Genomic DNA, 22,295 nt, shown 5'->3' on the forward strand with positions numbered 1-22,295 from the left:
CCTCCCCGCCCCGCCCACTTTTCCGCGGGCGGGGCGGCCATCTTCCGCCTTCCGCCTTCCGCCTTCCGCCTTCCGCCTTCCGCCTTCCCGTGATCCGCCTCTTCCTCTCCGACATCGACGGCTGCCTCAGCGAGCCGTACACGGCGTACGACCTCGACGGCTTCGCGCAGCTGCGCCGGTGGGCGGGGCGGGCCGAGACCGACCCGCGCTACCCGCGCCTCGGGATCTGCTCGGGGCGCGCGTACGCCTACGTCGAGGCCGTGGCCCAGGCGCTCGGGCTCCGCGCGCCGGCGCTGTTCGAGAGCGGGGGCGGGCGGTTCGACCTGGAAGGTGCCCGGATCACCTGGAACCCCGCCCTCACGCCCGAGGTCGAGCGCGACCTCGACGCCGTGCGGGCGTTTTTGCTGGAGGCCGTCGTTCCGCGCTCCGAGACCGTCTTGTTCGACTACGGCAAGCGGAGCCAGGCCGGCATCGTGGGGCCGGTGCCGGGCGAGTGCGAGCGGCACCTGCCGGACGTCGAGGCGTTCGTCGCGGCCCACGCGCCCGACCTCGTCGCCTACCACACGCCGTACTCCGTCGACGTGGTGCCGGCGGCGCTGACGAAGGTGCTGGCGCTCCAGTGGCTGGCGGACGCGGACGGGCTGGACCTCGCCGAGATCGCCTTCATCGGCGACACGAACGGCGACGCCCCGGCGATCGCCGCGTGCGGGTTGGGGTTCGCGCCGGCCAACGGCGCTCGCCCTGCCCGCGAGGCGGCCGACGTCGTGACCGAGGGGGCGGTGCTCGACGGCGTGCTGGAGGCGTACCGCGTCTGCCTCCGCCGCAACGGCTTGGACGTCGCCGCCTAGGGGCGGCAGAGGGTAGCCCCGGAGTCCGAGAGGCGCCGCCGAGCACGCGGGGCGAGGGCGTTTTCTGACGCGCCGACGCACGAACCGGCGGTGGGGTGCGCGTTCGCTCGTTCGGTGCCCGCCCCGCCCTCGCTCTCCCCGTGCCGGCTCGTGAGTGACGTGAGCGTTGCCTCCGGGCGGGGCGGCCTATATGTTGCCACTCCCCCGGACTCACCTCATGGCCCGCCCCGCCCTCGTCCTCCTGCTCGTCCTCGCCGCTGGCCCCGCCCTCGGACAGGCGAGTGCGGGCGGCTTCGACGCGCGCACCGAGCCCACGCCGCCGCCCATCGAGCGGGCCTACGACGTCGACGCCGCGCCGGCGTACTACGTGACGGCCCCGGAGGTCGCGCTCCGCGCGGCGCCCGACGACCGGGCGGCCGTGGTCCTGACGCTCCGCGTCCGCGACGGCGTCCGCGTGCTCGGCGACGAGGCGGGCGGGGCGGGGTGGCGGCTCGTCCAGTACGGGCCGGACCGCGGGTACGTCCGCGCCGAGGCGATCTCGAACGTCTGGGTCCGCGTCGACAAGTCGGACCGGACGGTGTACGTGTACCGCGGCGACCGGCTCGTGCGCGAGCTGCCGGCCGACGTCTCGCGCAGCGACGAGGACAAGGTCCGCCGGTCGGCGCGCGGCGAGGCCGACCACTACCGGGTGCCGGAGGGCGTGTTCTTCGTGTGCCGGAAAAACGACGCCTCCCAGTACTACCGGGCGTTCGTGGTCAGCTACCCCAACCCGGTCCACGCGCTGCGCGGGCTGGAGCGCGGGCTCATCACGCAGGCCCAGTACGAGGCCATCGTGGACGCCGACCGCGAGGGCCGCGAGCCGCCGATGGGCACGCGGCTCGGCGGGCTCATCGAGATCCACGGCAACGGCTCCGGCCGCCGCCGTGCGTGGACGCGCGGGTGCGTCGCGCTCCGCAACGTGCACATGGACGAGCTGTGGGCCTACGTCGAGGTCGGGACGCCGATCGTGATCGAGCCGTAGAGCGACGAGCTACGGGTAGAGCGCTCGCCGCCCCGCCCGTGGCGGCGAGGGCGGGGCGGCTCCGCCGGGGGCGGGGTGGAGGCGCGGGGCGGGCTCGTCACCCTTCGCTCTTTGCTCCGCGCCCGCCCCGCCCGCGCGCAACACCTCCCAGCGGGCAGTCGTACCCGGTGGGAACCCAACCCCGCACACCATGACCGCCCTCCGCACGGCCGTCTGCCTGGCCGCTCTCGTCCTCGTGGGCGGGGCGGCCGCCGCCCAGCCGGCGCTGGTCCCGCTCGACGACGCCGGCGCCGGACCCGTCTACCGCGTCACGATCGACGGGATGATCGACAACGCGCTCGCCCAGTACGTCCAGCGCGCGCTCGACGACGCGGCCGCGGCGGACGCGGCGGCCGTCGTGTTTCGGATCGACACGTTCGGTGGGCTCCTGGAGGCGGCCGACCAGATCCGCAAGGCCGTCCTCTCGTCGCCGGTCCCGACCGTCGCCGTCGTCGACCGGAACGCGGCCTCGGCCGGGGCCATCATCGCCTACGCCAACGATCGGATCGTGTTCGTCCCCGGCGCCTCGATGGGCGCGGCGACGGCCGTGAACGGGGCGGGCGAGTACGCCCCCGAGAAGGTCCAGAGCTACACGCGCGGCATGATCCGCGCGACGGCCGAGGCGACCGGCCGCGACCCGCAGATCGCCGAGGCGATGGTCGACGAGACGATCGTGGTGCCGGGCGTGGTCGACGACAGCACGCTCCTCACGCTGTCCGCCGACGAGGCCGTCCTCTTAGGCGTCGCCGACGCCGAGCTGCCGTCGGTCGACGCGGCCGTCGAGGCGCTCGGGCTGGCCGACCGCGAGCAGGTCACACATGGGGCGTCGACGGCCGAGCGCGTGCTCCGCTTTCTGGGCTCGCCGGTGCTCGCCTCGATCCTCATGATGATGATGATGGGCGGGCTGTACTTCGAGATCCAGACGCCCGGCGTCGGGTTCGCGGGCGCCGTGGCGGTCGTCGGCGCGGCCCTCTTTTTCGCCCCGCACTATTTGCTCGGGCTCGTCCAGGCGTGGGAGATCGCGCTGTTCGTGGTCGGCGTCGGGCTTTTGCTCGTTGAGGTGTTCGTGACGCCCGGGTTCGGCGTGTTCGGGATCGCCGGGATCGTGGCCATGCTGGGGGCGCTCTTTATCGCGCTCATCCCGAACATCGGGTTCGCGTTCCCGACCGACGTCGAGATCGCCCGCGCGTCGACGACGTTGGCGGCCGCCCTCGTGCTCGTCGTGCTGTTCGCCATCTCGCTCGGCCGGCTTCTGCCCAAGTCGGAGCGCCTCAACCGGCTCGTTCTCGCGCCCACGCTGTCGAGCCTCGAGGGGTACACGTCGGCCGACACGGTGGCCGCGCTCGTCGGGCAGCGGGGGACGGCGCTCACCGGCCTCCGCCCGTCGGGGACGGCCACCGTCGGCGGCGTCCGCGTGGACGTCGTCTCCGAGGGGACGTTCGTGGCGCCGGGCGCCCCCGTCGAAGTCGTCAGCGCGGCCGGGTCGCGCGTCGTCGTCCGCGAGGTGGCCTGATGCGGGGACGAGGTGCCGGGCTCGTGGTACGGGCGGGGTGGCGCGACAGGACGCGTGCCCCGTACCGGGTACCCCGTGCCCTTTCCCCCCGCCCCGCCCCAACGTGGAGCTCCTGATCCCCGCCCTCTTGATCCTGGTCGGCCTCGCGCTCGTGGCCGTCGAGGTCACGGTCGTGCCCGGCCTCAACGCGGTCGGCGTGCTGGGGGTGGTAGGCGCGGCCGTCGGCGTGGTCTACGCGTTCGTCGAGCTCGGGTGGGCGGGCGGGTTGGCCACGCTCGCGGCCACGCTCCTGGCCGCGGGCGGGGTGGCGTACCTCCTGTGGGACTCGGGCGCGTGGGACCGCTTCGTGCTCTCCGACAGCCTCCGCCGCGACGCCGACGCCGACGCCGAGGAGCACGCGGGGCGTGCGCGGATGCTGGGGCAGACGGGGACGGCGCTCACCCCGCTCCGCCCGGGCGGGGTGGCCGAGGTGGGCGGGGCGCGCCTCGAGGTCGAGACCGAGGGGGCGTTCGTGGCCGCCGGCAGCCGGGTCCGCGTGGTGGCGCTCGACCGCCGGCGGTTTATCGTCCGCGTGGTCGAGGAGTAGGGCCACGGCGGGTGCGCGCGGGCGGGGCGGAGTAGCTTCCGCCACCCCGCCCCTGGGTCCGCCCCGACTGCCATGCGCCCCGCCCTCGCCGCCCTCGTCCTCGTCCTCGCCGCCGGCTGCGCCGAGCCCGGCCCGCCTGCCGCCCCGCCCGAGGGGTGGACCGCCGATGGCGGCCGCTGGTGGGTCCCGGGCACCGACACGTCGGCCGCCTTCCGCGACCTCTCGACGATCGAGGGCATGGGCGTCGCCCGCGACGGGTCCGAGTTCGTGCGGTGGTCGCAGGAGAAGATGACCGACCTCTACCGGACGAACCCCGAAGTCGTCGACTCGGTCTTCGGCGCCGACTTTCTCGTGGTCGTCGAGGACGGCGTGCCGTCGGGCGGCAACTACGGAACCGAGGCGGACGCCCTCGTGAAGAGCGTCAAGGCCGACTTTTTCCAGCGCTACAACCCGGCGCAGACCGTCCCCCGCACGGATCCGCTCGTGGTCCCGGACAGCCTCGCCGACGTGAGCGGCCGCGTCGCGGTCCAGGTGTACCTCACGCCGGACCAGGAGCCCGTCGCCGTCGAGCTCCTGGAGGGGACGGGCACGACGCTGGACGAGATCACCATGCGGCGGGCCATCGAGGGCGAGTACACCGACGCGTGGGTCCGCGAGGGCGCCGGCCAGTCGCGCGGCGTCAACGTGCCGAACTGGGTCCGCGTGACCAACACGTTCGGCATACGGTAGGAGGCAGCAGGCCAGTGGAAGATCAGCGGGTCAGTAGGTCGGTAGAAGATCCGTAGGGCAGTGGGGGCGCCTGGCGTCCGGCGGGGCGGCACTGTGGACGACGCGCCGCCCCGCCCCGCCCCCCGCGCTACACGGGCGGGGCGGGCACCGGGATGGGGACGTCGGCGCTGCGCCGACGCACGCAACGGCGCTACGGTCGGGCGGGGCGGTGTGCTGCGACGTCGGGCGCCACCCGGCCCCTTGGGTCCGCCCCGCCCTCTGCGCCACGCAGGCGGGGCGGGCACCCGCCGACCCACTGGCTACCGCCGGCGGACCGCCTCCGGCACGCCGTCGAGCCACCCCGCCCGGACGACGCCCCACAGGCCGACGGCGATGGCCTCGGCGACGTCGTGGCGGAGCGGCACCTTGGGGCGGGGCGCCCCGCTCCACTCGATGACGGCGCGCGCGAGGCCGTCGGCCGCCGCCTTCGCGTCGGCGCCGGAGCGGCGCTCGCGAGGGAGGAGCAGGGGCCGCCTCCACGTCTCGGCGTCGACCACGCGGACGCGGAGCCCGGCCCGCTCGCCGGCCCGTTTCCAGATCTCCGCGATGTCGCCGCCGCCCTCCAGCACGAGGCGCTCGACGCCCGCGTGGTTGTTCAGCACCGAGCCGGCCGCCCGCCGCAGTCGGGCGCGCGTGCCCAGGTTCTGCGAGCGGTACGAGACCAGCCGCCCGTCCCGCCCGTACAGCGCGAGTCCGGTGCGAAGCCCGAGGTCGACGGCGAGAAGCAACGGAATGCGGAATGTTGAATGACGAACGCGGAAGAGAACGCGGGACCGCTCGGGCGGGGCGGCAGGCTATGCGGACGTTCCGCAGCACCACCCCGCCCAACGTCTTGCGCGGGCGGGGCGGACTCCTTTTGAACATTCTGCCTTCCGCCTTCCCGCTACCGTCCGAAGCCGTACTCGCGGAGGTGGCCCTCGCGGTCGCGCCAGTCGGCCCGGGTCTTGACGTAGAGCTGGAGGTAGACGCCGCGGCCGAGGAAGGCCTCGATCTCCTCGCGGGCCGCCTGCCCGAGCCGCTTGAGCGCACGGCCGCCCTTCCCGATGAGGATGGCCTTCTGCGAGTCCCGCTCGACGACCACGTCGCACGCCACGAAGTCCTTGCCGTCCGGCCGCTCCTCGTAGGTCACGACGACGACCTGGGTCGCGTAGGGGACCTCGTCGCGGAACTGGTGGAACACGGCCTCGCGCACGATCTCGGCGATGAAGAACCGCTCGGGGTGCTCCGAGAGCTGGTCTTTCGGGTAGTACGGCGGGCCGGGCGGGATCCGCTCCAGGACGAGGTCGAGGAGCCCGGCCGTCCCCGTCCCCTTGAGGGCCGAGACCGGGACGACGGCGTCGACGCCCCGCCCGAGCGCGTCCGTGTAGAGGTCGACGAGCGGGAGCGCCTCGTCGACCATGCCCAGCTTGTCGGCCTTGTTGAGCGCGAGGAGCAGCGGGCCGCGGAAGCCGCGGACGCGCTCGGCCGCCTGCTGGTCGTCGTGCGTCAGCCGGTCGCGCGTGGCGTCGGCCAGGAAGACCGTCACGTCGGCGTCGCCGAGCGAGCGGTCGACGTCGCGCATCATGTGCTGGTGCAGCCGGTACTTCGGCCGGACCACGCCTGGCGTGTCGAGGACGATGAGCTGGTAGCCGTGCTCCGCGTCGTCGCCTTCGGAGAGGATGCCGAGCACGCGGTTGCGTGTGGTGGACGGCCGCGGCGAGACGATCGACAGCTTGGTCCCCAGCCAGCGGTTGAGGAGCGTCGACTTGCCCACGTTGGGGGCGCCCACGAGCGCGACGTAGCCGCTCCGGTGGACGTCCGCCGCCCCGCCCTCGACGGCGGGCTCGGGCGGGGCGGAGTCGAGGGCCGCCCCGCCCTCGGCGGGGGCGTCGGGCGGGGCGGGGCGGTCGGGAGCGTCGGGCACGGGCAGTTTGGCGAGGCGGGCGGCGGGGGCGGCGCCAACGCCGGCCCTGGCGGCGCGGGTCCTGAGGGCGGCGCGCACCCGTGTGGCCGCTGGGTGGAGAGCGCTACGCTCCGCCGATCACGTCGAGGTAGGCGCGGACGGCCGCTGCGAGGCCCCGCTCGAGGGCGTCGGCGACGAGCGCCTGACCGATCGACACCTCGTCGACGCCGGGGACGGCGGCGAGGTACGGGCCGAGGTTGGCAAGGTCGAGGTCGTGGCCCGCGTTCACGCCCAGGCCCGCCGCGCGTGCGGCCTCGGCCGACGCCCGGTGGCGGTCGAGGAACGGGGCGGGGTGGCCGTCGGCGAACGCGTGGGCGTAGGGGCCGGTGTACAGCTCGACACGGTCGGCGCCGACTGCGGCGGCGGCGGCGACCGTCGCGGGGTCGGCGTCGACGAACAGGCTCACGCGGCAGCCCAGGTCTTTGAGCTCCTCGATCACGGGCCGCAGGCGGTCGCCGTCGCGGGCGAGGTCCCACCCGTGGTCGCTCGTAAGCTGGCCGGCGGCGTCGGGGACGAGCGTGGCCTGGGCGGGGCGGGCGCGGCGGGCGATCTCGACGAGTCCGGGGTACGCGTAGCCGTCCGTCTGCGCAGGCGGGGCGAACGGGTTGGCCTCGACGTTCAGCTCGCGCCCCGCCTCGGCGGCGACGGCGGCGAGGGCGTCGGCGTCGGCGGCGAGGGCGTGGCGGCCGTCGGGGCGGGGGTGGAGCGTGAGGCCGGCGGCCCCGGCGTCGAGGCACACGCGGCCGAGCGCGGCGACGTCGGGGCGGCCGCCGCCCCGCGCGTTGCGGACGAGGGCCACCTTGTTGAGGTTGACGCTGAGTTGGGTCATAGAGGACGTACGACGGCGCGCGGCGCGCGATCCGCCCCGCCCCCGCCGGAGCGGGCGGGGCGGATGTTGGGCGGGGCGGCCGGGCGGGGCGGAGCCGAGGGGCGGGGTGCTCGCGCCGGCCGTGCGAGGCCACCTTGCCTTTCGGGGCGGGCCAGGGCTATCCTCAGCGGGGCCGCGTGGTATCGGCTGCCCCCTCTGTTCCCTTCGCCCACCCCCCCTCCCGAATGGCCACCGCCGGCGCCCCTAGCGGCAGCAACCTCGCCATCCGCATCGTCCTCGGCCTCGCGATCATCGGCCTCGTCGTGTGGCTGTTCTTCGTCACCGTCGTGCCCGCCCAGCGCGCGGAGGCCGCCCAGCGCCAAACGGACCTGACGCGCGAGCGGATGGACGACGTGCGGACGGCGCTCATCGCCTACCGCGACTCGGTCGGCCGGTACCCCGGGTCGCTCGACTCGCTCGCGATGTTCGCGCGGACCGACTCGGTCTTCAACGCCCGCATCTCGCGCCAGGAGGAGCGGCTCGCGCCGGTCGCGGTCGATTCGCTGATGTACTCGCCGCGGACCGGCTCCCGGCTGGACTATCAGGTCGTCCGCGATACGAGCGGCCTCGAGATCTACTGGCTGGCCGACCCCGACGCCCTGGGCGACTCGATCGGGTCGCGCGACCCGAACCCGGCCCTCCGCAACGCCGCCTCCTGGGAGTAGAGTCCGGCACCGCGCCGCCGCCGCCGACATGGCCGCTCCTAACCCCACGACCGCCCCGCCCGAGCGGGAGTCGTCCGCCCGCCGCGTCGTCGCCGGCGTGTCGCTGAGCGGCCCGGACCTGCGCTACGCCGAGGTCGTCCACGAGGGCGGGGCGGCCCGGCTCCGGCGGCTCGGCGTGCTCGACTTCGCGTTCGACGTCGAGCGGGCCGTCCTGGGCGACGGCGCCCCCGATGCCCTGAGCGAAGTCGCCGAGGCGCTCGGCGAGGTCCTGGGCGGCACCGAAGCGTCTGTGCTCGTCGTCGCCGCGCACCCGACGACCACGACGACGTTTTTCACCCCGCTCCCCGCGGGGATCTCGGACGAGGCCCGCGACTCCCAGCTCCGTCAGGAGACGGCGCTCCTGGCCGACCTCGCGCCCGACCTCGCCGTCCGCGTGCGGGCCGTCCCGGTGCGGTCCGAGTCCGGCCCCGGCGGCGGGCGGCGGTGGTACCACGTGGTCCACGCCGCCGAGCCCGTCCACATCCGCCTCTCGCTGCTCGCCGACGCCCTCGGCGTCCCGGCCTACGACCTCGCCGACACGACGCGCGCCGTGGCCGCGCTCGCCGACCGCCCCGCCAACGGCGCCGCGGGCGGGGCGGAGGCGCCGGTCGAGGTCGTCGTGGGCGCCTACGCAGCGCACACCGAGGTCGCGCTCTGCCAGGGCGGGGCGTTCCTGTTCGGCCACAGCGGGGCCGGCACGACGCCCGAGGACACGGCCTACTTCGCGCTCTCGGCGCTCCAGCACGCGGGCCTCGACGCCGCGGCCGCCAGCCGGCTGCGGACCTACGGGACGGCGGCCGACGCCGACCGCCTCGCGCTCGCGGCCGACCTCCTGGGGCGCGACCTCGAGCCGCTCGACCCGTTCGCCCCGTTCGGCCGGAGCCCCGACGTCTCGGCCGCCGAGCGGGCCGCGTTCGCGCCGGTCCTCGGCGGCTCGCTCTAGGGCGGCGTGACGTCGACCGCCCCGCCCGCGCCCCGCGCCGGAGGCGCCGCGTCGCCAGAGAGGGCGGGCTAGTGCGGATCGTCGGCGGAGCGCTCGCGCGGCGCACGATCGAGGCCCCCAAGGGGAGCCGGACGCGGCCGACGACGGACCGCGTCCGCGAGGCGCTGTTCAACCTGCTCGGCGCGCGCCTGGACTTGGGCGGGGCGGTCGTGGCCGACCTGTTCGCGGGGAGCGGGGCGCTGGGGCTCGAAGCCCTCAGTCGCGGCGCCGCACGCGCCACGTTCGTCGAGCGCCACGGGCCGACGCTCGCGCTCGCGCGGCGGAACGCGCAGGCGCTGGGCGTCGAAGACCGCGCCGCCTTCGTCCGCGCCGACGCGCTCAAGGCGCTGGCCCGTGGGCTCGGCCCGTGCGACCTCGTCCTGGCCGACCCGCCCTACGAGCTCGCGGAGCTCCCGGACCTCCCCGCCCTCGCCCGCCCCGCCCTCGCGCCGGGCGGCCTGCTGGCCGTCGAGCACGACGCGCGCCACGCGTTCGGCGGCGCCCCCGGCTGGCTCCTCTCGCGCGCCTACGGCGGGACCGTCGTGAGCCTGTTCGAGGGGACGGGAGAAAAGGGATGAGGCACGGGGCGGGGCGGCCGATCTTGCCCCTTGCCCCTTGCCCCTTGCCCCTTGCCCCGCATGAAGCTCGCCCTCTACCCCGGCACGTTCGACCCCATCACGCTCGGCCACCTCGACGTGCTGGAGCGGGCGCTCCGCGTGTTCGACCGCATCGAGATGACGGTCGCCGTGAACGCGTCGAAGCAGACGCTCTTCTCGACCGAGGACCGCGTGGGGCTGGTGCAGGCGAGCGTCGAGGGCGTCGAGGGCGCCGACCGCGTGACGGTGACGGCCTTCGAGGGGCTCCTCGTCGACCACGCCCGGGCGACCGGCGCGGTGGCGCTCGTCCGCGGGCTCCGGCAGGTGTCGGACTTCGACTACGAGTTCCGCATGGCGCTCGCCAACCGGCGCCTGTTCCCCGAGCTCCAGTCCGTGTTCCTGATGCCGGGCGAGGCGCACACGTTCGTCGCCGCGTCCATCGTCCGCGAGATCCACCACTGGGGCGGCGACGTGTCGTCGTTCGTGCCGCCGGTCGTGGCCGAGGCCCTCGCGGCGCGGCCGGGGCGGGGCGGGGCGGACCCGACGTAGGCCGTTTGGGCACAAAGGATGGGATTGGCTGCACGGGCGGGGTGGCCCTAGCCTGGGCGTCCACCTCCGCCGCCTGCCATGCGTCCCGCCCCGCCCCGCGCGCTGTTCGCGCTCCTCGCCTTTTTGCTCGCGGCCGTGCCCGCCGTCCCGGCGCTCGCGCAGTCGGCCCGCCCCGCCCCGGGGGCGCACCGCCTCCTCATCGCGCCGACGGCGCGGCCGGTCCCGGCGGGCGAGTGGCGCCTGGGCGTAGCCGAGTTCATCGTACCGACGGCGGCCGTGGGCGGCGGGGGCGGGCTGAGCCTGGGGGCCGGCGTCATCGCATCGCCCGCTTCTGAGTTTGTTGGGACGGTGTTCGTCGAGCCCAAGTGGAGCGTCGTCGACCGGCCCGGCCTCGCCGTCGCGCTCGGGGCGACGGGTCGGATCGACCCGTTCGGTGCGCTCGGGGTCGACGTCGCGGTCACACCTTACGCCGTGACCACGGTCGGCAACGCGGCCGTCGTGGGCGGGGTGGCGGGCACGGTCGGCGTCGGCGGCCGGGTCAACCTGGGCCGCCCGTTCCAGCGCCTCATCGGCGCTCCCACCATCGACGTCGGGGTCTACACCGGGGAGCGCGGTGCCTACCGGGTCGACGTGGTGCCGGCGCCGGCCGCCTTTGCAGGCCTGGAGGTCCGGGCGTCGGAGGCCGTCACGCTGCTGCTCGAAGCCGGCGCCTTGCCGGACCGGACGCTGTCGTACCGCGTGGGCGGCGACGGCGGCTACCTGATCGACCCGGTGCCGGGAGTACAGGACCCCGGTCTCCATCGCAGTTCGGTGTACTACGACCTCTCGCTGGGGACGGCCGCGCGGTTCGCGGTCGGCCGTGCGGCGGTCGACGTGGGTGTTCTGTTCGCCTACGACGCGGAGGCGTACGCGAGCACGATGCCCCAAGTGGCCCCGTGGCTCAACGTGACGCTCGGCCTGGGTCGGTAGAGCGAGTCGGCCCGAGCGGGGCGGCCGTCGCCGCGGCTCTCGGCGCGGGCGGGGCGGCTCTACCTTCCGACTCCCCGCCCCGCCCCGAGCCTCGATGACCGCCCCGCCCCTGGACGCCCTCAACCCGAACGTGGCCGCCATGCGGCCGTCGGCGACGCTCGCCATCTCGGCCCGGGCCTCGGCCCTCCGCCGCGAGGGCCGCGACGTCATCGCGCTCTCGGCCGGCGAGCCCGACTTTCCCACGCCGGCGCCCATCGTCGAGGCCGCGCACCAGGCGCTCCGCGACGAGCGGTTCGGGTACACGGCGAGCGCCGGCCTCCCCGAGCTCCGCGAGGCGGTCGCGCAGAAGCTCCGCGACGAGAACGGGCTGGATGTCGAGGCGGGGCAGGTCGTGTGCTCGAACGGAGCGAAGCAGGCGGTGGCGCAGTCGCTCCTCGCCGTGTGCGCCCCGGGCGACGAGGTCGTGATCCCGGCCCCGTACTGGGTGAGCTACCCCGAGATGGTCCGGCTCGCCGGCGCCGAGCCGGTCGCCGTCGAGGCGACGGCGGAGGCGGGGTACAAGGTCACGCCGGAGCAGCTCGACGCCGCGATCACGGAGCGGACGCGTGCGGTCATCCTCAACAGCCCGTCGAACCCGACCGGCGCCGTCTACACCGCGAGCGAGCTCGAAGCGCTGGCCGCCGTGATCCGCCGGCACCCGCGCGTCCTCGTGGTGTCGGACGAGATCTACGAGTACGTCGTATTCGACGCCGATTTTCAGTCCTTCGCGGCCCTCGACGGGATGGCCGAGCGGACGATGACGGTCAACGGGTTCTCAAAGGGGTTCGCCATGACGGGGTGGCGGCTGGGGTACCTCGCCGGCCCGCCGTGGTGGGCGTCGGCGGCGTCGAAGATCCAGAGCCAGCTGACGAGCGGGCCGAACTCGATCACGCAGTACGCGGCGCTCGCGGCGTTCACGATGGGGCCGGAGCCGGTCGAGACGATGGTGGCCGCCTTCCGCGAGCGCCGCGACGCCGTCCTCGCGCGGCTCCGCGCCCTCGACGGCGTCGCGTGCCCGACGCCGCAGGGCGCCTTCTACTTGTTCCCTGACGTCTCCTCCGTCTACGGCCGCCGCGCGCCGGGCGGGGCGGAGGTCGCGGGCAGCGTCGACCTGTGCACGTACCTCCTGGACGAGCACGGCGTGGCCCTCGTCCCCGGCGAGGCGTTCGGGTCCGACGCCGGCGTCCGGCTCTCGTACGCGACCGACCTCGACACGCTGATGCGCGCGTGCGACCGGATCGGGGCGGGGTGGGAGGCGCTGCGGTAGCCGCCCCGCCCTCCACGACCGAGCGCGCTTGTCCCCGCCTGTCGTGACGACGCCCGCCCCGTCCCCTGCCATCGGTGCCGGGGGCGGGGCGGCGTCTGGAGACGTTCCGCCTGGGGGCGCTCCCGCAGGCCGCCCCGCCCGCGGACCCCGCCCCGCCCGTCCGCGTACGCCCGCACCTCCACCCCCGGACCGTGCCCGACCCGCCCCGCCCCCGCGCCTCCGACCGCACCGCCGGCGGCGGCCACCGTGAGGCCGGCGCCGAGAGCGTCCTCACCGACTACACGCCGCCCGCGGCCGAGCCCGCGCGCGATCGGCTGTGGGTCCACGCGCTCCTGTTCGCGCTCACGTTCGCGTCGATGGTGTGGGCGGGCGGGGCGCTCGTCGGGCGGGCCATGCTGTGGCCGACCGAGCCGGCGGCGTGGCCGTTCCTCGACGCGACTGGCCTGAGCCTGCTCGGCGACCCCGACTTCGTCCGCGACGGGCTCCTCTACGCCGTCCCGTTCCTGCTCTTCCTGACGGTCCACGAGTTCGGCCACTACGTCGCGGCCCGCGTCGTCAAGACGCGGGTGTCGCTCCCGTACTACATCCCGATCCCGCTGCTGGGCTCGCTGGGCACGTTCGGCGCCGTGATCCGCATCAAGGAGCCGCTCCGGCGGACGCGCCAGCTGTTCGACATCGGCGCGGCCGGGCCGCTCGCCGGGTTCGTGGTCGCCGTCGGCGTGCTCGTCGCGGCGGTCTACGCGCTGCCCCCGGCCGAGTACCTCCTCGCCGTGCCGGGCCACCTGGAAGAGGCCGCCGCGCTCGCGCAGACGGGGGCGTTGCCGGCGTTCGACGCGGCGGCCGTCGCGCCGGGGTCGCAGGCGCTCGTGTTCGGCGACACGCCGCTGTTCCACCTGCTGAGCGGGCTCGGCGCGTACCGCGTCCCGGGCCACGAGATCATGCACTACCCGGTGCTCTTGGCGGGGTGGCTCGGCCTGTTCTTTACGGCGCTCAACCTGCTCCCCGTGGGCCAGCTCGACGGCGGGCACGTGGTCTACGCCCTCTTCGGCCCGGCCGTGCACCGCGTCGTCGCGCGGGTGACGACGATCCTCCTCTTGCTCTCGGGCGGCGTGGGCCTGGTGACGACGCCGGGGGCGGGGTGGACGTGGTGGCTGGCGCTCGGGCTGCTCTACGCGCTCGCGTTCGCGCGCCTGTTCGACGGCGTGTGGTCGCTCGTGGCGTCGGCCGTCGGCGGGGCGCTGGCGCTGACGGCGCTCGTCGTGTTCGCCACGCCGGGGCTGGCGGCGGCGGTCGGCTACACGGGCTGGCTCGTGTGGATCGGGCTCATCCTGCTCGTCGTCCGCGTGGACCACCCGCCGGTCCAGGTCCGCGAGCCGCTGACGCCGGCGCGGAAGGCGCTGGGCTACCTGTGCCTCGTGATCTTCGCGCTCTGCTTCTCGATCCAGCCCATCCAGTTCGTGATGGGGTAGGGCTCGCTGCGCTCGCCGGGACTGGGGACTGGGGACTGGGGACTGGGGACTGGGGACTGGGGACTGGGGACTGGGGACTGGGGACTGGGGAGCGCGCGGGCGGGGTGGCGCCCGTTTTGTTCCGCCCCGCCCCGTGGCAGACGAGGGCGCGGTGGTCGGGAAAGCCGCCGCCCCGCCCGTGGCCGCCCCGCCCGCCGCCGCCCCGCCCGTGCACCCCCCGTTCGCGCTCCGGTCGCTGCGCTCCCCCGTCGCACGAACGGGGGGTGCGTTCGCCCGACACGAGCGGGCGATGCCCGGCCACCCCGCCCTCGCATTCTGCGGGCGGGGCGGTGCACGTTGCCCCCGCTGCCCGCTGCCCGCTGCCCGCTGCCCGCTGCCCGCTGCCCGCTGCCCGCGGGGGAAAAACGGCCGCCCCCCGCCCCGCCCGCCCCGGCCGGGGCTAGGTTCAGCGCCGGACTCACGCCCGCCGCTCCGCCCGACCGCTACGCCGTTTGCCGTTTCCGCGCCGCCGCTCGTCGTGAGCGCCCGCACTCGATGCCCGTAGCCCGCCGGGGCCGCCCCGCCCCCGTCCTGCTGACCGTGGCGGCCCTGCTCGGGGCCGCGCTCGCCGCCTGCGACGCCGCGCCCGGGATCCCCGGCGAGTCCGCCCGGCCCGTGATCGAGGACGTCCGCGTGACGCCTCTTCGTGACTCGCTGGCCTCCAGCGCGCCGACGGCCGAGGTCCCGCTCGTGGTCGAGACCGAGGTGGGCGGGGCGGGGCCGATCACGGTCCGCGTCCGCGTCCGCTACGCCGAGACGGACTCGCTGGCGGGCCAGGCCGAGGTCGAGGTCGAGCCGGGGCCGGTCCGCGTCGAGGTCCCGCTCGCGCTCCCGCGCGGGGCGACCGGGGCCTACGACGTCGTCGTCACGACCGAAGGGCCGGACGGGCGCCTGGGCGACGAGGCGCGGGCCGTGTTCCGGTTTGCGGCGACCAACCTCGGGCCGCCGGTCGTGGCGGTCAACCCGCCGCTGCCCCGCCCGCTCCCGACGGGGCAGGACACGGTGCAGGTGCCCATCGTCGCAGCGGTCAGCGACCCAGACGGGATCGCGAATGTGGCGCTCGTGATCGTGCGCGACCCTGAGTCTGGCCGCTTTATCGGCCGCCTGCTAGACGACGGCGAAGGAAAGGACGAGGTGGCCGGCGACGGGGTCTACTCGGCGGCCATCGAGGTTGGGTCGGGCTTCCCGCCGGGGACGTACGCCTTGGAGGTCGTCGCCGTAGACCGGGCGGAGGCCGTCAGCGAGCCGGCCCGGTTCACCTTTACCATCCAGTGATGCGGCGCCTCCTTTTTGCGCTCGCCGTGGGCGGCGCGCTCGTGGGCGGGGTGGCCGCCCCGCCCGCCGCGGCCCAGACGGTCGAGGCCGGCGACGGCGCCTTTACGGCGCTCCCGGCCGGCGCCCGCAACGGTGTGTTCGTGCTCGACGCCGAGGGCGGCACGCTTTACGCCGGCCCGCGCCTCGTCGCCGTCGAGCCCGACGGGACGCTCCGGTTCCTCGGTGGCGACCCCGCGTTCGACCCGGCCACGGCCGTCGGCGCCCGCGTGTTCGACGTCGAGGCCGTGGGCGACACGATCGTCGTGGCGCTCGGGTTCAACGACGTCACGTCCGACGAGGAGGCCCCGCCCTCGACGGCGGCCGGCTTCGCCGTCTCAACCGACGGCGGGCGGACGTGGACGTCGCGCGGCCCCGCCCTCGACCAGTCCGTCGACACGACGGTCACGGTCGGCGCGTCGGTGCTCCGGGCCGTTCCGGCGACGGTCCCGCAGGGGGCGGCCACGGGCAGCCTCGCGCTCACGGCCGGGGCCGACACGGTCTACGCGGCGTCCGGCCTCGCCGGGCTCCGCCGGTCGACCGATCTCGGCGCCACGTGGCAGCGCGTCGTGCTCCCGCCCGACTCGGCGGCTGTGCTCGACCCGCGCGAGCCGCAGGCGTTCCTCTACGTCCCCGACAACCGCCGCCTGCCGCGCCAGGACGCCGACGGCAACCCGGTCGCGGTCCCCGTCTCGCTCAACAACATCCCCAACTCCGTTCTGGTCGACGAGGCCGGAACGGTCTGGGTGGGGACGAACGCCGGCCTCAACCGCTCGGTCCGGCTGCCCGACGCCGCCGACCTCGCGTGGCTCCGCTACGTCGACGACCCGCTCGGGGGCGGGCCGGTCGGCAACGTGGTCGGGGCGCTCGCGGCGCGCGACGACCCGGACGGCCGGGATCCGGTGTGGATTGCGGCCTTTAGCTCGGCGGTCCTGGGAGCGGCCGCGCCCGAGGAGGAGAGCGGGGTGGTGGTGTGGCGCGGCGACGACGCCGACGGGTTCGCCGTCTTCGAGCCCGTCCTGCTCGGAGTCGCGGCGACCGACATCGCGTTCGACGCCGAGCGCGCCTACGTGGCCGCCCCCGCCGACGGCCTCTACGTGTCCGACGACGACGGCGCCTCCTGGCGCGTGGTCCGCGTGTTCCGGGACGCCGCTGGCCGCCGTCTCCCGCTGAACCCGAACGACCAAGTCCGCGCCGTCGCCACGACGCCCGGCGCCGTCTGGGTCGGGCTGGGCGGCGCCGACCGCTCCTCAGGCGGCCTCCTCCAGAGCACCGACGGCGCCCGGACGTGGACGCTGTTCCGCGCCGATGTCGCGCCCGGCACCGACGTCGACGGTGAGCCCGCCGAGGCCGGCTCGGCCCGCGATGTCGACGTCTACGCCTACCCTAACCCGTTCGCGCCGAGCCGCGACGGGGCCGTCCGCGTCCGGCTCGACCTGGCGTCGCCGGCCGACCTCACGGTCCGCATCTTCGACTTCGCCATGAGCCTCGTCCGCACGCTGGACGCGCCGGGCCGCCCCGCCGGCCCGAACGAGGTCCGGTGGGACGGGCGGACCGACGGCGGGCTCCGCGTTGCCAACGGGGCCTACATCTACGTCGTCGAGGGCGCCGGGGCCTCGCGCTCGGGCCGCATCCTGGTCATCGAATGAGCCGCCCCGCCCTCGCCGCCCTCGCTGCCCTCGCGCTGCTCGTGCTCCTGGCCGCCCCGCCCGCGGCGGCCCAGGGCGCCGGCCCGTTTTCGCGGATGGGGATGGGCGCGCGGTCGCTCGCGTTCCCGGCCCAAGTCGCCGACCTCTCGGGCTACGGGAGCCCGTACCTCAACCCGGCGCTCGCCCCGTTCCAGCCGTCGCAAGCCGTCGAGCTCTCGGCCGGGATTCTCCGGTTCGACCGCGAGTGGCAGGCGGTCCAGGTCGGGTCACCGCTCCGGCCGCGCTCTGGGTTCGCGGGCGGGGTGGTCCACGGCGGCGTCTCCAACATCGACGGCCGCGACGCGAGCGGCCAGCCCATCGACGCGCCGACGGCGGACGGGACGTACGCGTCGGACGAGTACGCCTTTTTCGTCGCGTTCGGGACCCGCTTCTCGGACGCCGTCTCGGCCGGGCTCGGGCTCCGGCTGTACCGGACGCAACTGCTCGAAGGCGTCCGCGCGCCGACGGCGATCGGCGTCTCGGCCGGCGTGACGGCGCGGCCGTCCGAGCGGCTCGCGCTGGGCCTCGCCGTCGACGACCTGTTCGCGCGCTACGAGTGGAACGAGAGCGGGCCGGTCAGCGCCTCGGCGACCGACTACTTCCCGGTCCGCGTGCGGGGCGGGGCGGCCTACGGGCTGGGGAGCCGCGGCGACGGCCGCCCGCGGGCGACGGTGTCGGCAGAAGTCGAGGTGTCCGTGCAGCCGGCCGAGTCCGTCCGCCCCGCCCCCGCCGGCGTGACCGACCTCTCGGTGACGGAGCGGACCGAGACGCTGGACTACCGCCTGGCCGACGTCGTGGGCCGCGCGGGCGGGGAGGTCTGGATCACCGACGAGTTCGCCGTCCGCGCCGGCGTCGACCGCGTGGGCGCGGGGGAGGCCGGCGAGCTCCGCCCCGGGGCCGGCTTCGGGCTCCAGCAGCGGTTCGGCGAGCTCGACGCGCGCATCGACTACGCGGCCGTCCTGGAGCCGTTCGGGACGGGCCTCATGCACATGGCGACGGTCCGCCTGGGGCTGTAGGGATGGGGCGCGCGGGCGGGGTGGCGCTCGTTCTGTTCCGCCCCGCCCCGTCCGCATCTGGGCGGGGAGGTGACCGGCGAGGCCGACGTCAGCTGGAGGCGACGGCAGTCCCCCTCCTGGACACCGCGCAGCGTCGGCGCAGCCAAGAGGGGCTAGGGTGGTTGTGACGAGGGCGGGGCGGTTCGGCATGGCACCGCCCGGCCCGCGTCCGCCCCGCCCGTGGCGTGGTGCGCGGTCGGGCGAATGCGGACACCACACGTGGTGTCCCTACGAATCGGACCCGTCGTGCCCGCCCACGGGCGACCGCCGGTCGTTCCTACGCCGTCCACCCCGCCCGTGCCATGGGCGGGGCGGTGATTTTCTGCTGCCCGCTGCCCGCTGCCCGCTGCCCGCTGCCCGCTGCCCGCTGCCCGCTGCCCGCTGCCCGCTGCCCGCTGCCCGCTGCCCGCTGCCCGCTGTTACCCCGCCCCGCCCAGCGCCCGCGCGAGCGCCTCCAGCCCCACCCCGCTCGCGCCCGTGCGGAAGCGGAGGGTCGCCCAGAGGTCCAGCGCCACCATCTGCGCGGCGTGGATGGGGACGGCGATCCAGAAGCTCCGGCACCGCCACACGAGCGCGCCCAGCGCCAGCCCGCCGAGGACGGAGAGGTACGCCTCGGCCGGCGGCTTCTGCGCGTGGAGGATCGCGAACGGCACCGTCTGCACCACGATCGCGAGCGGGGCGCCCAGCGCCGGCGCCGTCCCGAACAGCACGAACCCGCGCCACAGGTACTCCCAGCCGACCCAGTAGAACAGGAAGAGCGCCTCGTAGATCAGGAACGCGCCCCAGTCCACCTTCGCGACGTCGTAGTGGGGGTACTGGGCCTGGAACGCCGCGCCGTCCGAGAGCACCCACGTGCCCACGACGACGAGCGGGACGTAGGCGAGCGCGAGCGCGCCGGCCAGCCGCCAGTCACCCAGCCCGAGCCCGGCCTCGGCCGGACGCCAGCGGAACGCGAGGAGGAGGAGGAGGGCGGGGAGGACGAAGCCCGTCACGCCCTGCGACCCGAACCACCACGCCCACGCGCCCAGGTCGATGTCCTCGAACCCGAACACGTTGCCCGTCACGTCGCGGTAGAACCGCCGGCTGCCGACCTGGAGCTGGAGGAGGACCAGGAGCGTCGCCGCGAGGAGCACGACGATGGCCTGGCGGGCGGCGGGGGAGAGGCCGCGGAGGGCGGCGCGGAGCGCTTGCCACTCCGCCTGGAAACGGTCTATCATCGGGGGAGGGCGGGGCGGAAGTCGGGGGAGCGCCGCGCCGGCCGAAGATACCTGGCTCCCCACCCCGCCCCGACCCCACGCCGCCCGTGCGCCTCGCCCTCCTGCTCCTCGTCGTCGGTGCCGCCCCGCTCGCGGTCGCCGGGTGCGCCTCCACTCAGGGAGAGACGGCACCGGCCCCGCCGCCGACGACTCCCGCCGCGCCAACTCCGGCCGCCCCGCCGCCCGCGGCCGCCGCTCCGCCGCCCGCCGCGGTTCCGCCGGCCGCCCCGCCCGTGGCTCCCGATGCGCCCGCGGCTGCCGCCCCGCCCGCCCCTCTGGACACGCTCCTCGCGGAGTACGCCGGGTTCGAGTCGCCGCCGGCCGTGCCGGAGGCCGAGGCGCAGGCGTGGGCTGACAGCGTGCTCGCCCGGATGACGCTCCGCGAGCAGGTGGCCCAGCTGTTCGTCGTCGAGCTCGGCGGCGCCCGCGACCCGGCGGGGCTGGCGGCCGAGGGCGTCGGCGGGTTCCACGTGAGCCGGAGGATGCCGCCGCGCGAGGCGCTCGCGGCCACGAACCGGCTCCAGCGGGCCGCACGGCTCCCGCTCCTCATGACGGCTGACTTCGAGTGGGGCGTCGGGACGGCGACGTCGACGTTCACGTCGCTGCCGGCGGCCATGGCCTACGGCGCCGCCGGCAGCGAGGAACTGGCCCGCCTGGGCGGGGCGGTGACGGCGCTTGAGGCCCGCGCGATGGGGATCAACGTCGTATTCGCGCCGGTGGCCGACGTCAACAACAACCCCCTCAACCCGATCATCAACACGCGCTCGTTCGGGTCCGACCCGGCGGCCGTCGGGCGGCTCGCGGGGGCCTACGTGCGCGGCGCCCAAGCCCACGGCGTGCTCGCGACGCTCAAGCACTTCCCCGGCCACGGCAACACGGACACCGACACGCACGTCGACTTCGCGTCCATCGGCGGCGACTGGGACGACCTCTCGCGGACCGAGCTGGCGGCCTTCCGCGGCGCCCTCGCCGCCCGCCCCGGCGTGGTCATGACGACGCACCTGTGGGCGCGGGCGCTCGACGCCGAGGCCACGCCGGCGACCTTCAGCCGCCGCGCGCTCACCGACGTGCTCCGCGACAGCCTCGGGTTCGAGGGGCTCATCACGACGGACGCCCTCAACATGGGCGCCATCCGCAAGCACTACGACGCGGCCGACCGCGTAGTCCGCCCGATCGAGGCCGGGGCGGACCTCGTGCTCATGTCGGCGCGCCCGCGGTCGGGCATCCGCGACGTGGTCCAGGCCGTCGAGCGGGGCGAGATCCCGCGCGCCCAGGTCGCGGCGTCGGCGCGGCGCGTGCTGCTCGCCAAGGCCCGGCTCGGCCTCCACCGGCAGCGGCTGACCGACCGCGCGCGGCTCGACCGGATGCTCACGTCGGTCCGCGGGGCCGCCTTTGCGCGGGCGCTCTCGCAGGCGTCGGTGACGGTCGTGCGGCCCGGCCCGCTCCCGCTCCGCCCCGCCCAACGGGTCGCCCTCGTGCAGCTGGGCAACTTCAACGCGGGCGACCCCATGACGCGGCTCGAGCGCGACCTGGGCGCCGGCGTGGCCGTCCGCGTGAGCCGGCGCGGGGCGGGGCGGCGCGAGGCCGCGCGCGCGGCGAGCGGGGCGGACGTGGCGGTCGTAGCCCTCCACCTGAAGGTGAAGCAGGGCGCCCCGCCCCGCCTCACGGACGCCCAGCGGCGGGCGGTCGAGGCGGTCCAGGCGACGGGCACGCCGGTCGTGGTCGTGGTCCTGGGCAACCCGTACGCCGCGGCGCTCGTGCCGGACGCGGCCGGCGTCGTGGTCGCCTACGACGAGACGCTCCGCACGGCCTCGGCCGTCGCCGACGTGCTCACCGGGCGCCGCCGGGCGACGGGCCGCCTGCCCGTCGAGGTGCCGGGGCTCTAAGCCACCGCCCCGCCCGAGCCGTCGCCACCCCGCCCTCATGGGCGGGGCGGCCTGCTGAGCTAGAACGTGAACCCGATAAGTCCGCGGCTCCGGCCGCCGCGGCTTCGGTAGGCGTCGAATCCGATCCCGCCGAGAGTCTCGGTGCTCACGAGCGGGACGCCGCCGTAGGGGCCGATCGCGAACCGGCCGCCGAACGCCTCGAACTCGGCCTGGAGGCCGAGAATGGCTCCGGCGTGTGCCCCTAGCTTCGCCCCGCGGTCGAATGCGAAGTCGCTGTCGTTGAGCGAGTACGTCGCCCCGCCGTAGAGGCCGCCCGTCGTGGCGAGCGACACGCCGCGGCCGAGGGCGAACCGGCGGGTAACGGAGCCTTCGAGGCGCGAGCCGACTCCGTTCGCCCGGTACTGCGCCACGTCGGCGCCCAGACCGCGGTAGAACCCAAGGCCCCCGTTCAGGTCGAGGTTCAGCGTGGTCCGGTCGCTCAGCGCCCGCTCGTACCGGACTTCGGGGCCGATCACAAACGACGTGCTGATGTCGCCGAAGTCGCTGCGCGAGGCGTAGGCGCCGACGGAGAGGCCGCTGGGGAGGTGGTACCCGATGGCGCCGGTCCTCGTCGTGATCAGGCCGATGCCGCTGCCGCCGTAGCCGCCCGACGCGGAGACCTCTCCGAAGAAGCCGGTGGGGAGACTTCCAACGGGCGGGGCGGTCTCGGGCACTGCGGCCTCGGACGCGGGCGGGGTGGCGGGAGGCGCGGCCACCTGCGCGGCGGCGAGCGGGGCGAAGGCGAGGGCGAGGGCAGTAACGAGGAGCCGCATGAGGCAGAGAGGAGGTGAAGGAGTCCGCCTAACGGAGCCTCCTTCTGCCTCGTACGCCTCTCGCGGCCAGGGCACGCCGTTGTGCCAC

At 75.6% G+C, this 22,295-nt stretch carries 20 protein-coding genes and 1 pseudogene; 16 read left to right on the forward strand and 5 right to left on the reverse strand.

All coding sequences use genetic code 11. The features are described from left to right. Nucleotides 1-89: 89 nt before the first annotated feature. The 5 genes from RQM47_RS05935 (at nt 90) to RQM47_RS05955 (ending at nt 4,736) form a co-directional block, all read left to right on the forward strand. Complete coding sequence (locus tag RQM47_RS05935) at nt 90-848, forward strand: HAD family hydrolase (protein ID WP_311663689.1); 759 nt, start codon at nt 90-92, stop codon at nt 846-848. A gap of 217 nt (nt 849-1,065) precedes the next feature. After that, the gene (locus RQM47_RS05940) at nt 1,066-1,869 is read left to right on the forward strand and encodes a L,D-transpeptidase family protein (RefSeq protein ID WP_311663690.1); all 804 of its coding nucleotides are present in this window, start codon (nt 1,066-1,068) and stop codon (nt 1,867-1,869) included. Between the two features lie 190 nt (nt 1,870-2,059). After that, nucleotides 2,060-3,421 (forward strand): NfeD family protein, encoded by a 1,362-nt coding sequence (locus RQM47_RS05945; protein ID WP_311663692.1) that lies wholly within the window; start codon nt 2,060-2,062, stop codon nt 3,419-3,421. 103 nt (nt 3,422-3,524) lie between these two features. Next, nucleotides 3,525-4,007, forward strand: a complete 483-nt coding sequence (locus tag RQM47_RS05950; protein WP_311663693.1) for an NfeD family protein — start codon at nt 3,525-3,527, stop codon at nt 4,005-4,007. Between the two features lie 72 nt (nt 4,008-4,079). Further along, a complete protein-coding gene (locus RQM47_RS05955) occupies nt 4,080-4,736 on the forward strand; it encodes a hypothetical protein (RefSeq protein ID WP_311663694.1) in 657 nt (218 codons plus the stop codon). Nucleotides 4,737-5,035: 299 nt separating this feature from the next. On the opposite strand, the gene RQM47_RS05960 is transcribed toward RQM47_RS05955, so the two are convergent. The 3 genes from RQM47_RS05960 to RQM47_RS05970 form a co-directional block, all read right to left on the reverse strand. Then, complete coding sequence (locus RQM47_RS05960) at nt 5,036-5,503, reverse strand: hypothetical protein (RefSeq protein WP_314007879.1); 468 nt, start codon at nt 5,501-5,503, stop codon at nt 5,036-5,038. A gap of 155 nt (nt 5,504-5,658) precedes the next feature. After that, on the reverse strand, nt 5,659-6,678 hold the full coding sequence (gene era / locus RQM47_RS05965; RefSeq protein ID WP_311663698.1) for a GTPase Era: 1,020 nt from the start codon (nt 6,676-6,678) through the stop codon (nt 5,659-5,661). A 103-nt stretch (nt 6,679-6,781) separates the two neighbouring features. Beyond that, complete coding sequence (locus RQM47_RS05970) at nt 6,782-7,546, reverse strand: pyridoxine 5'-phosphate synthase (protein WP_311663700.1); 765 nt, start codon at nt 7,544-7,546, stop codon at nt 6,782-6,784. Nucleotides 7,547-7,770: 224 nt separating this feature from the next. Between RQM47_RS05970 and RQM47_RS05975 the strand changes: the two genes are divergently transcribed. From RQM47_RS05975 to RQM47_RS06020, 10 genes and pseudogenes are all read left to right on the forward strand, one after another. Continuing rightward, on the forward strand, nt 7,771-8,250 hold the full coding sequence (locus tag RQM47_RS05975; RefSeq protein WP_311663702.1) for a hypothetical protein: 480 nt from the start codon (nt 7,771-7,773) through the stop codon (nt 8,248-8,250). Nucleotides 8,251-8,278: 28 nt separating this feature from the next. Beyond that, nucleotides 8,279-9,232 carry a hypothetical protein gene (locus RQM47_RS05980; protein WP_314007882.1) on the forward strand — a complete coding sequence of 318 codons (954 nt, stop codon included), beginning with the start codon at nt 8,279-8,281 and terminating at the stop codon, nt 9,230-9,232. A 59-nt stretch (nt 9,233-9,291) separates the two neighbouring features. Then, nucleotides 9,292-9,849: pseudogene (rsmD, locus tag RQM47_RS05985) on the forward strand (16S rRNA (guanine(966)-N(2))-methyltransferase RsmD); the annotation flags it as partial. Nucleotides 9,850-9,909: 60 nt separating this feature from the next. Then, on the forward strand, nt 9,910-10,416 hold the full coding sequence (gene coaD, locus RQM47_RS05990) for a pantetheine-phosphate adenylyltransferase (RefSeq protein WP_311663708.1): 507 nt from the start codon (nt 9,910-9,912) through the stop codon (nt 10,414-10,416). Nucleotides 10,417-10,494: 78 nt separating this feature from the next. Next, nucleotides 10,495-11,385, forward strand: coding sequence for a hypothetical protein (locus RQM47_RS05995; RefSeq protein ID WP_311663710.1), 891 nt, complete (start codon nt 10,495-10,497; stop codon nt 11,383-11,385). 94 nt (nt 11,386-11,479) lie between these two features. Further along, the gene (locus RQM47_RS06000) at nt 11,480-12,691 is read left to right on the forward strand and encodes a pyridoxal phosphate-dependent aminotransferase (protein WP_311663712.1); all 1,212 of its coding nucleotides are present in this window, start codon (nt 11,480-11,482) and stop codon (nt 12,689-12,691) included. Between the two features lie 191 nt (nt 12,692-12,882). After that, entirely contained in the window at nt 12,883-14,160 is a 1,278-nt protein-coding gene (locus RQM47_RS06005) for a site-2 protease family protein (protein ID WP_314007885.1), read from the forward strand. Between the two features lie 534 nt (nt 14,161-14,694). After that, entirely contained in the window at nt 14,695-15,474 is a 780-nt protein-coding gene (locus tag RQM47_RS06010; protein ID WP_311663716.1) for a choice-of-anchor X domain-containing protein, read from the forward strand. Then, entirely contained in the window at nt 15,474-17,159 is a 1,686-nt protein-coding gene (locus tag RQM47_RS06015; RefSeq protein WP_311663718.1) for a FlgD immunoglobulin-like domain containing protein, read from the forward strand. The genes RQM47_RS06010 and RQM47_RS06015 overlap by 1 nt, the downstream gene beginning before the upstream one ends. After that, nucleotides 17,156-18,214: a hypothetical protein gene (locus RQM47_RS06020; protein WP_314007888.1), complete on the forward strand. Its 1,059-nt coding sequence runs from the start codon at nt 17,156-17,158 to the stop codon at nt 18,212-18,214. The genes RQM47_RS06015 and RQM47_RS06020 overlap by 4 nt, the downstream gene beginning before the upstream one ends. 458 nt (nt 18,215-18,672) lie before the next feature. Here the strand turns inward: RQM47_RS06020 and RQM47_RS06025 are convergent, their stop codons facing one another. After that, nucleotides 18,673-19,470: a CPBP family intramembrane glutamic endopeptidase gene (locus RQM47_RS06025; RefSeq protein ID WP_311663722.1), complete on the reverse strand. Its 798-nt coding sequence runs from the start codon at nt 19,468-19,470 to the stop codon at nt 18,673-18,675. Between the two features lie 86 nt (nt 19,471-19,556). Here RQM47_RS06025 and RQM47_RS06030 point away from each other — a divergent pair, with 86 nt between their 5' ends. Beyond that, nucleotides 19,557-21,395 (forward strand): glycoside hydrolase family 3 protein, encoded by a 1,839-nt coding sequence (locus RQM47_RS06030; RefSeq protein ID WP_314007890.1) that lies wholly within the window; start codon nt 19,557-19,559, stop codon nt 21,393-21,395. A gap of 59 nt (nt 21,396-21,454) precedes the next feature. On the opposite strand, the gene RQM47_RS06035 is transcribed toward RQM47_RS06030, so the two are convergent. Next, on the reverse strand, nt 21,455-22,207 hold the full coding sequence (locus RQM47_RS06035) for a hypothetical protein (RefSeq protein WP_314007892.1): 753 nt from the start codon (nt 22,205-22,207) through the stop codon (nt 21,455-21,457). Nucleotides 22,208-22,295 lie beyond the last annotated feature (88 nt).

This window comes from Rubrivirga sp. S365, from assembly GCF_032248475.1.
Taxonomy (GTDB): Bacteria; Bacteroidota; Rhodothermia; order Rhodothermales; family Rubricoccaceae; genus Rubrivirga; species Rubrivirga litoralis.

What these genes read in the sequence shown, in the direction of transcription:
- RQM47_RS06035 (WP_314007892.1), bottom strand. Translation starts at nt 22,207, where the DNA reads ATGCGGCTCCTCGTTACTGCCCTCGCCCTCGCCTTCGCCCCGCTCGCC.
- RQM47_RS06010 (WP_311663716.1), top strand. Translation starts at nt 14,695, where the DNA reads ATGCCCGTAGCCCGCCGGGGCCGCCCCGCCCCCGTCCTGCTGACCGTG.
- RQM47_RS06025 (WP_311663722.1), bottom strand. Translation starts at nt 19,470, where the DNA reads ATGATAGACCGTTTCCAGGCGGAGTGGCAAGCGCTCCGCGCCGCCCTC.
- RQM47_RS05970 (WP_311663700.1), bottom strand. Translation starts at nt 7,546, where the DNA reads ATGACCCAACTCAGCGTCAACCTCAACAAGGTGGCCCTCGTCCGCAAC.
- RQM47_RS06020 (WP_314007888.1), top strand. Translation starts at nt 17,156, where the DNA reads ATGAGCCGCCCCGCCCTCGCCGCCCTCGCTGCCCTCGCGCTGCTCGTG.
- RQM47_RS06015 (WP_311663718.1), top strand. Translation starts at nt 15,474, where the DNA reads ATGCGGCGCCTCCTTTTTGCGCTCGCCGTGGGCGGCGCGCTCGTGGGC.
- RQM47_RS06000 (WP_311663712.1), top strand. Translation starts at nt 11,480, where the DNA reads ATGACCGCCCCGCCCCTGGACGCCCTCAACCCGAACGTGGCCGCCATG.
- RQM47_RS05975 (WP_311663702.1), top strand. Translation starts at nt 7,771, where the DNA reads ATGGCCACCGCCGGCGCCCCTAGCGGCAGCAACCTCGCCATCCGCATC.
- RQM47_RS05945 (WP_311663692.1), top strand. Translation starts at nt 2,060, where the DNA reads ATGACCGCCCTCCGCACGGCCGTCTGCCTGGCCGCTCTCGTCCTCGTG.
- coaD (WP_311663708.1), top strand. Translation starts at nt 9,910, where the DNA reads ATGAAGCTCGCCCTCTACCCCGGCACGTTCGACCCCATCACGCTCGGC.
- RQM47_RS05980 (WP_314007882.1), top strand. Translation starts at nt 8,279, where the DNA reads ATGGCCGCTCCTAACCCCACGACCGCCCCGCCCGAGCGGGAGTCGTCC.
- RQM47_RS05955 (WP_311663694.1), top strand. Translation starts at nt 4,080, where the DNA reads ATGCGCCCCGCCCTCGCCGCCCTCGTCCTCGTCCTCGCCGCCGGCTGC.
- RQM47_RS05995 (WP_311663710.1), top strand. Translation starts at nt 10,495, where the DNA reads ATGCGTCCCGCCCCGCCCCGCGCGCTGTTCGCGCTCCTCGCCTTTTTG.
- RQM47_RS05940 (WP_311663690.1), top strand. Translation starts at nt 1,066, where the DNA reads ATGGCCCGCCCCGCCCTCGTCCTCCTGCTCGTCCTCGCCGCTGGCCCC.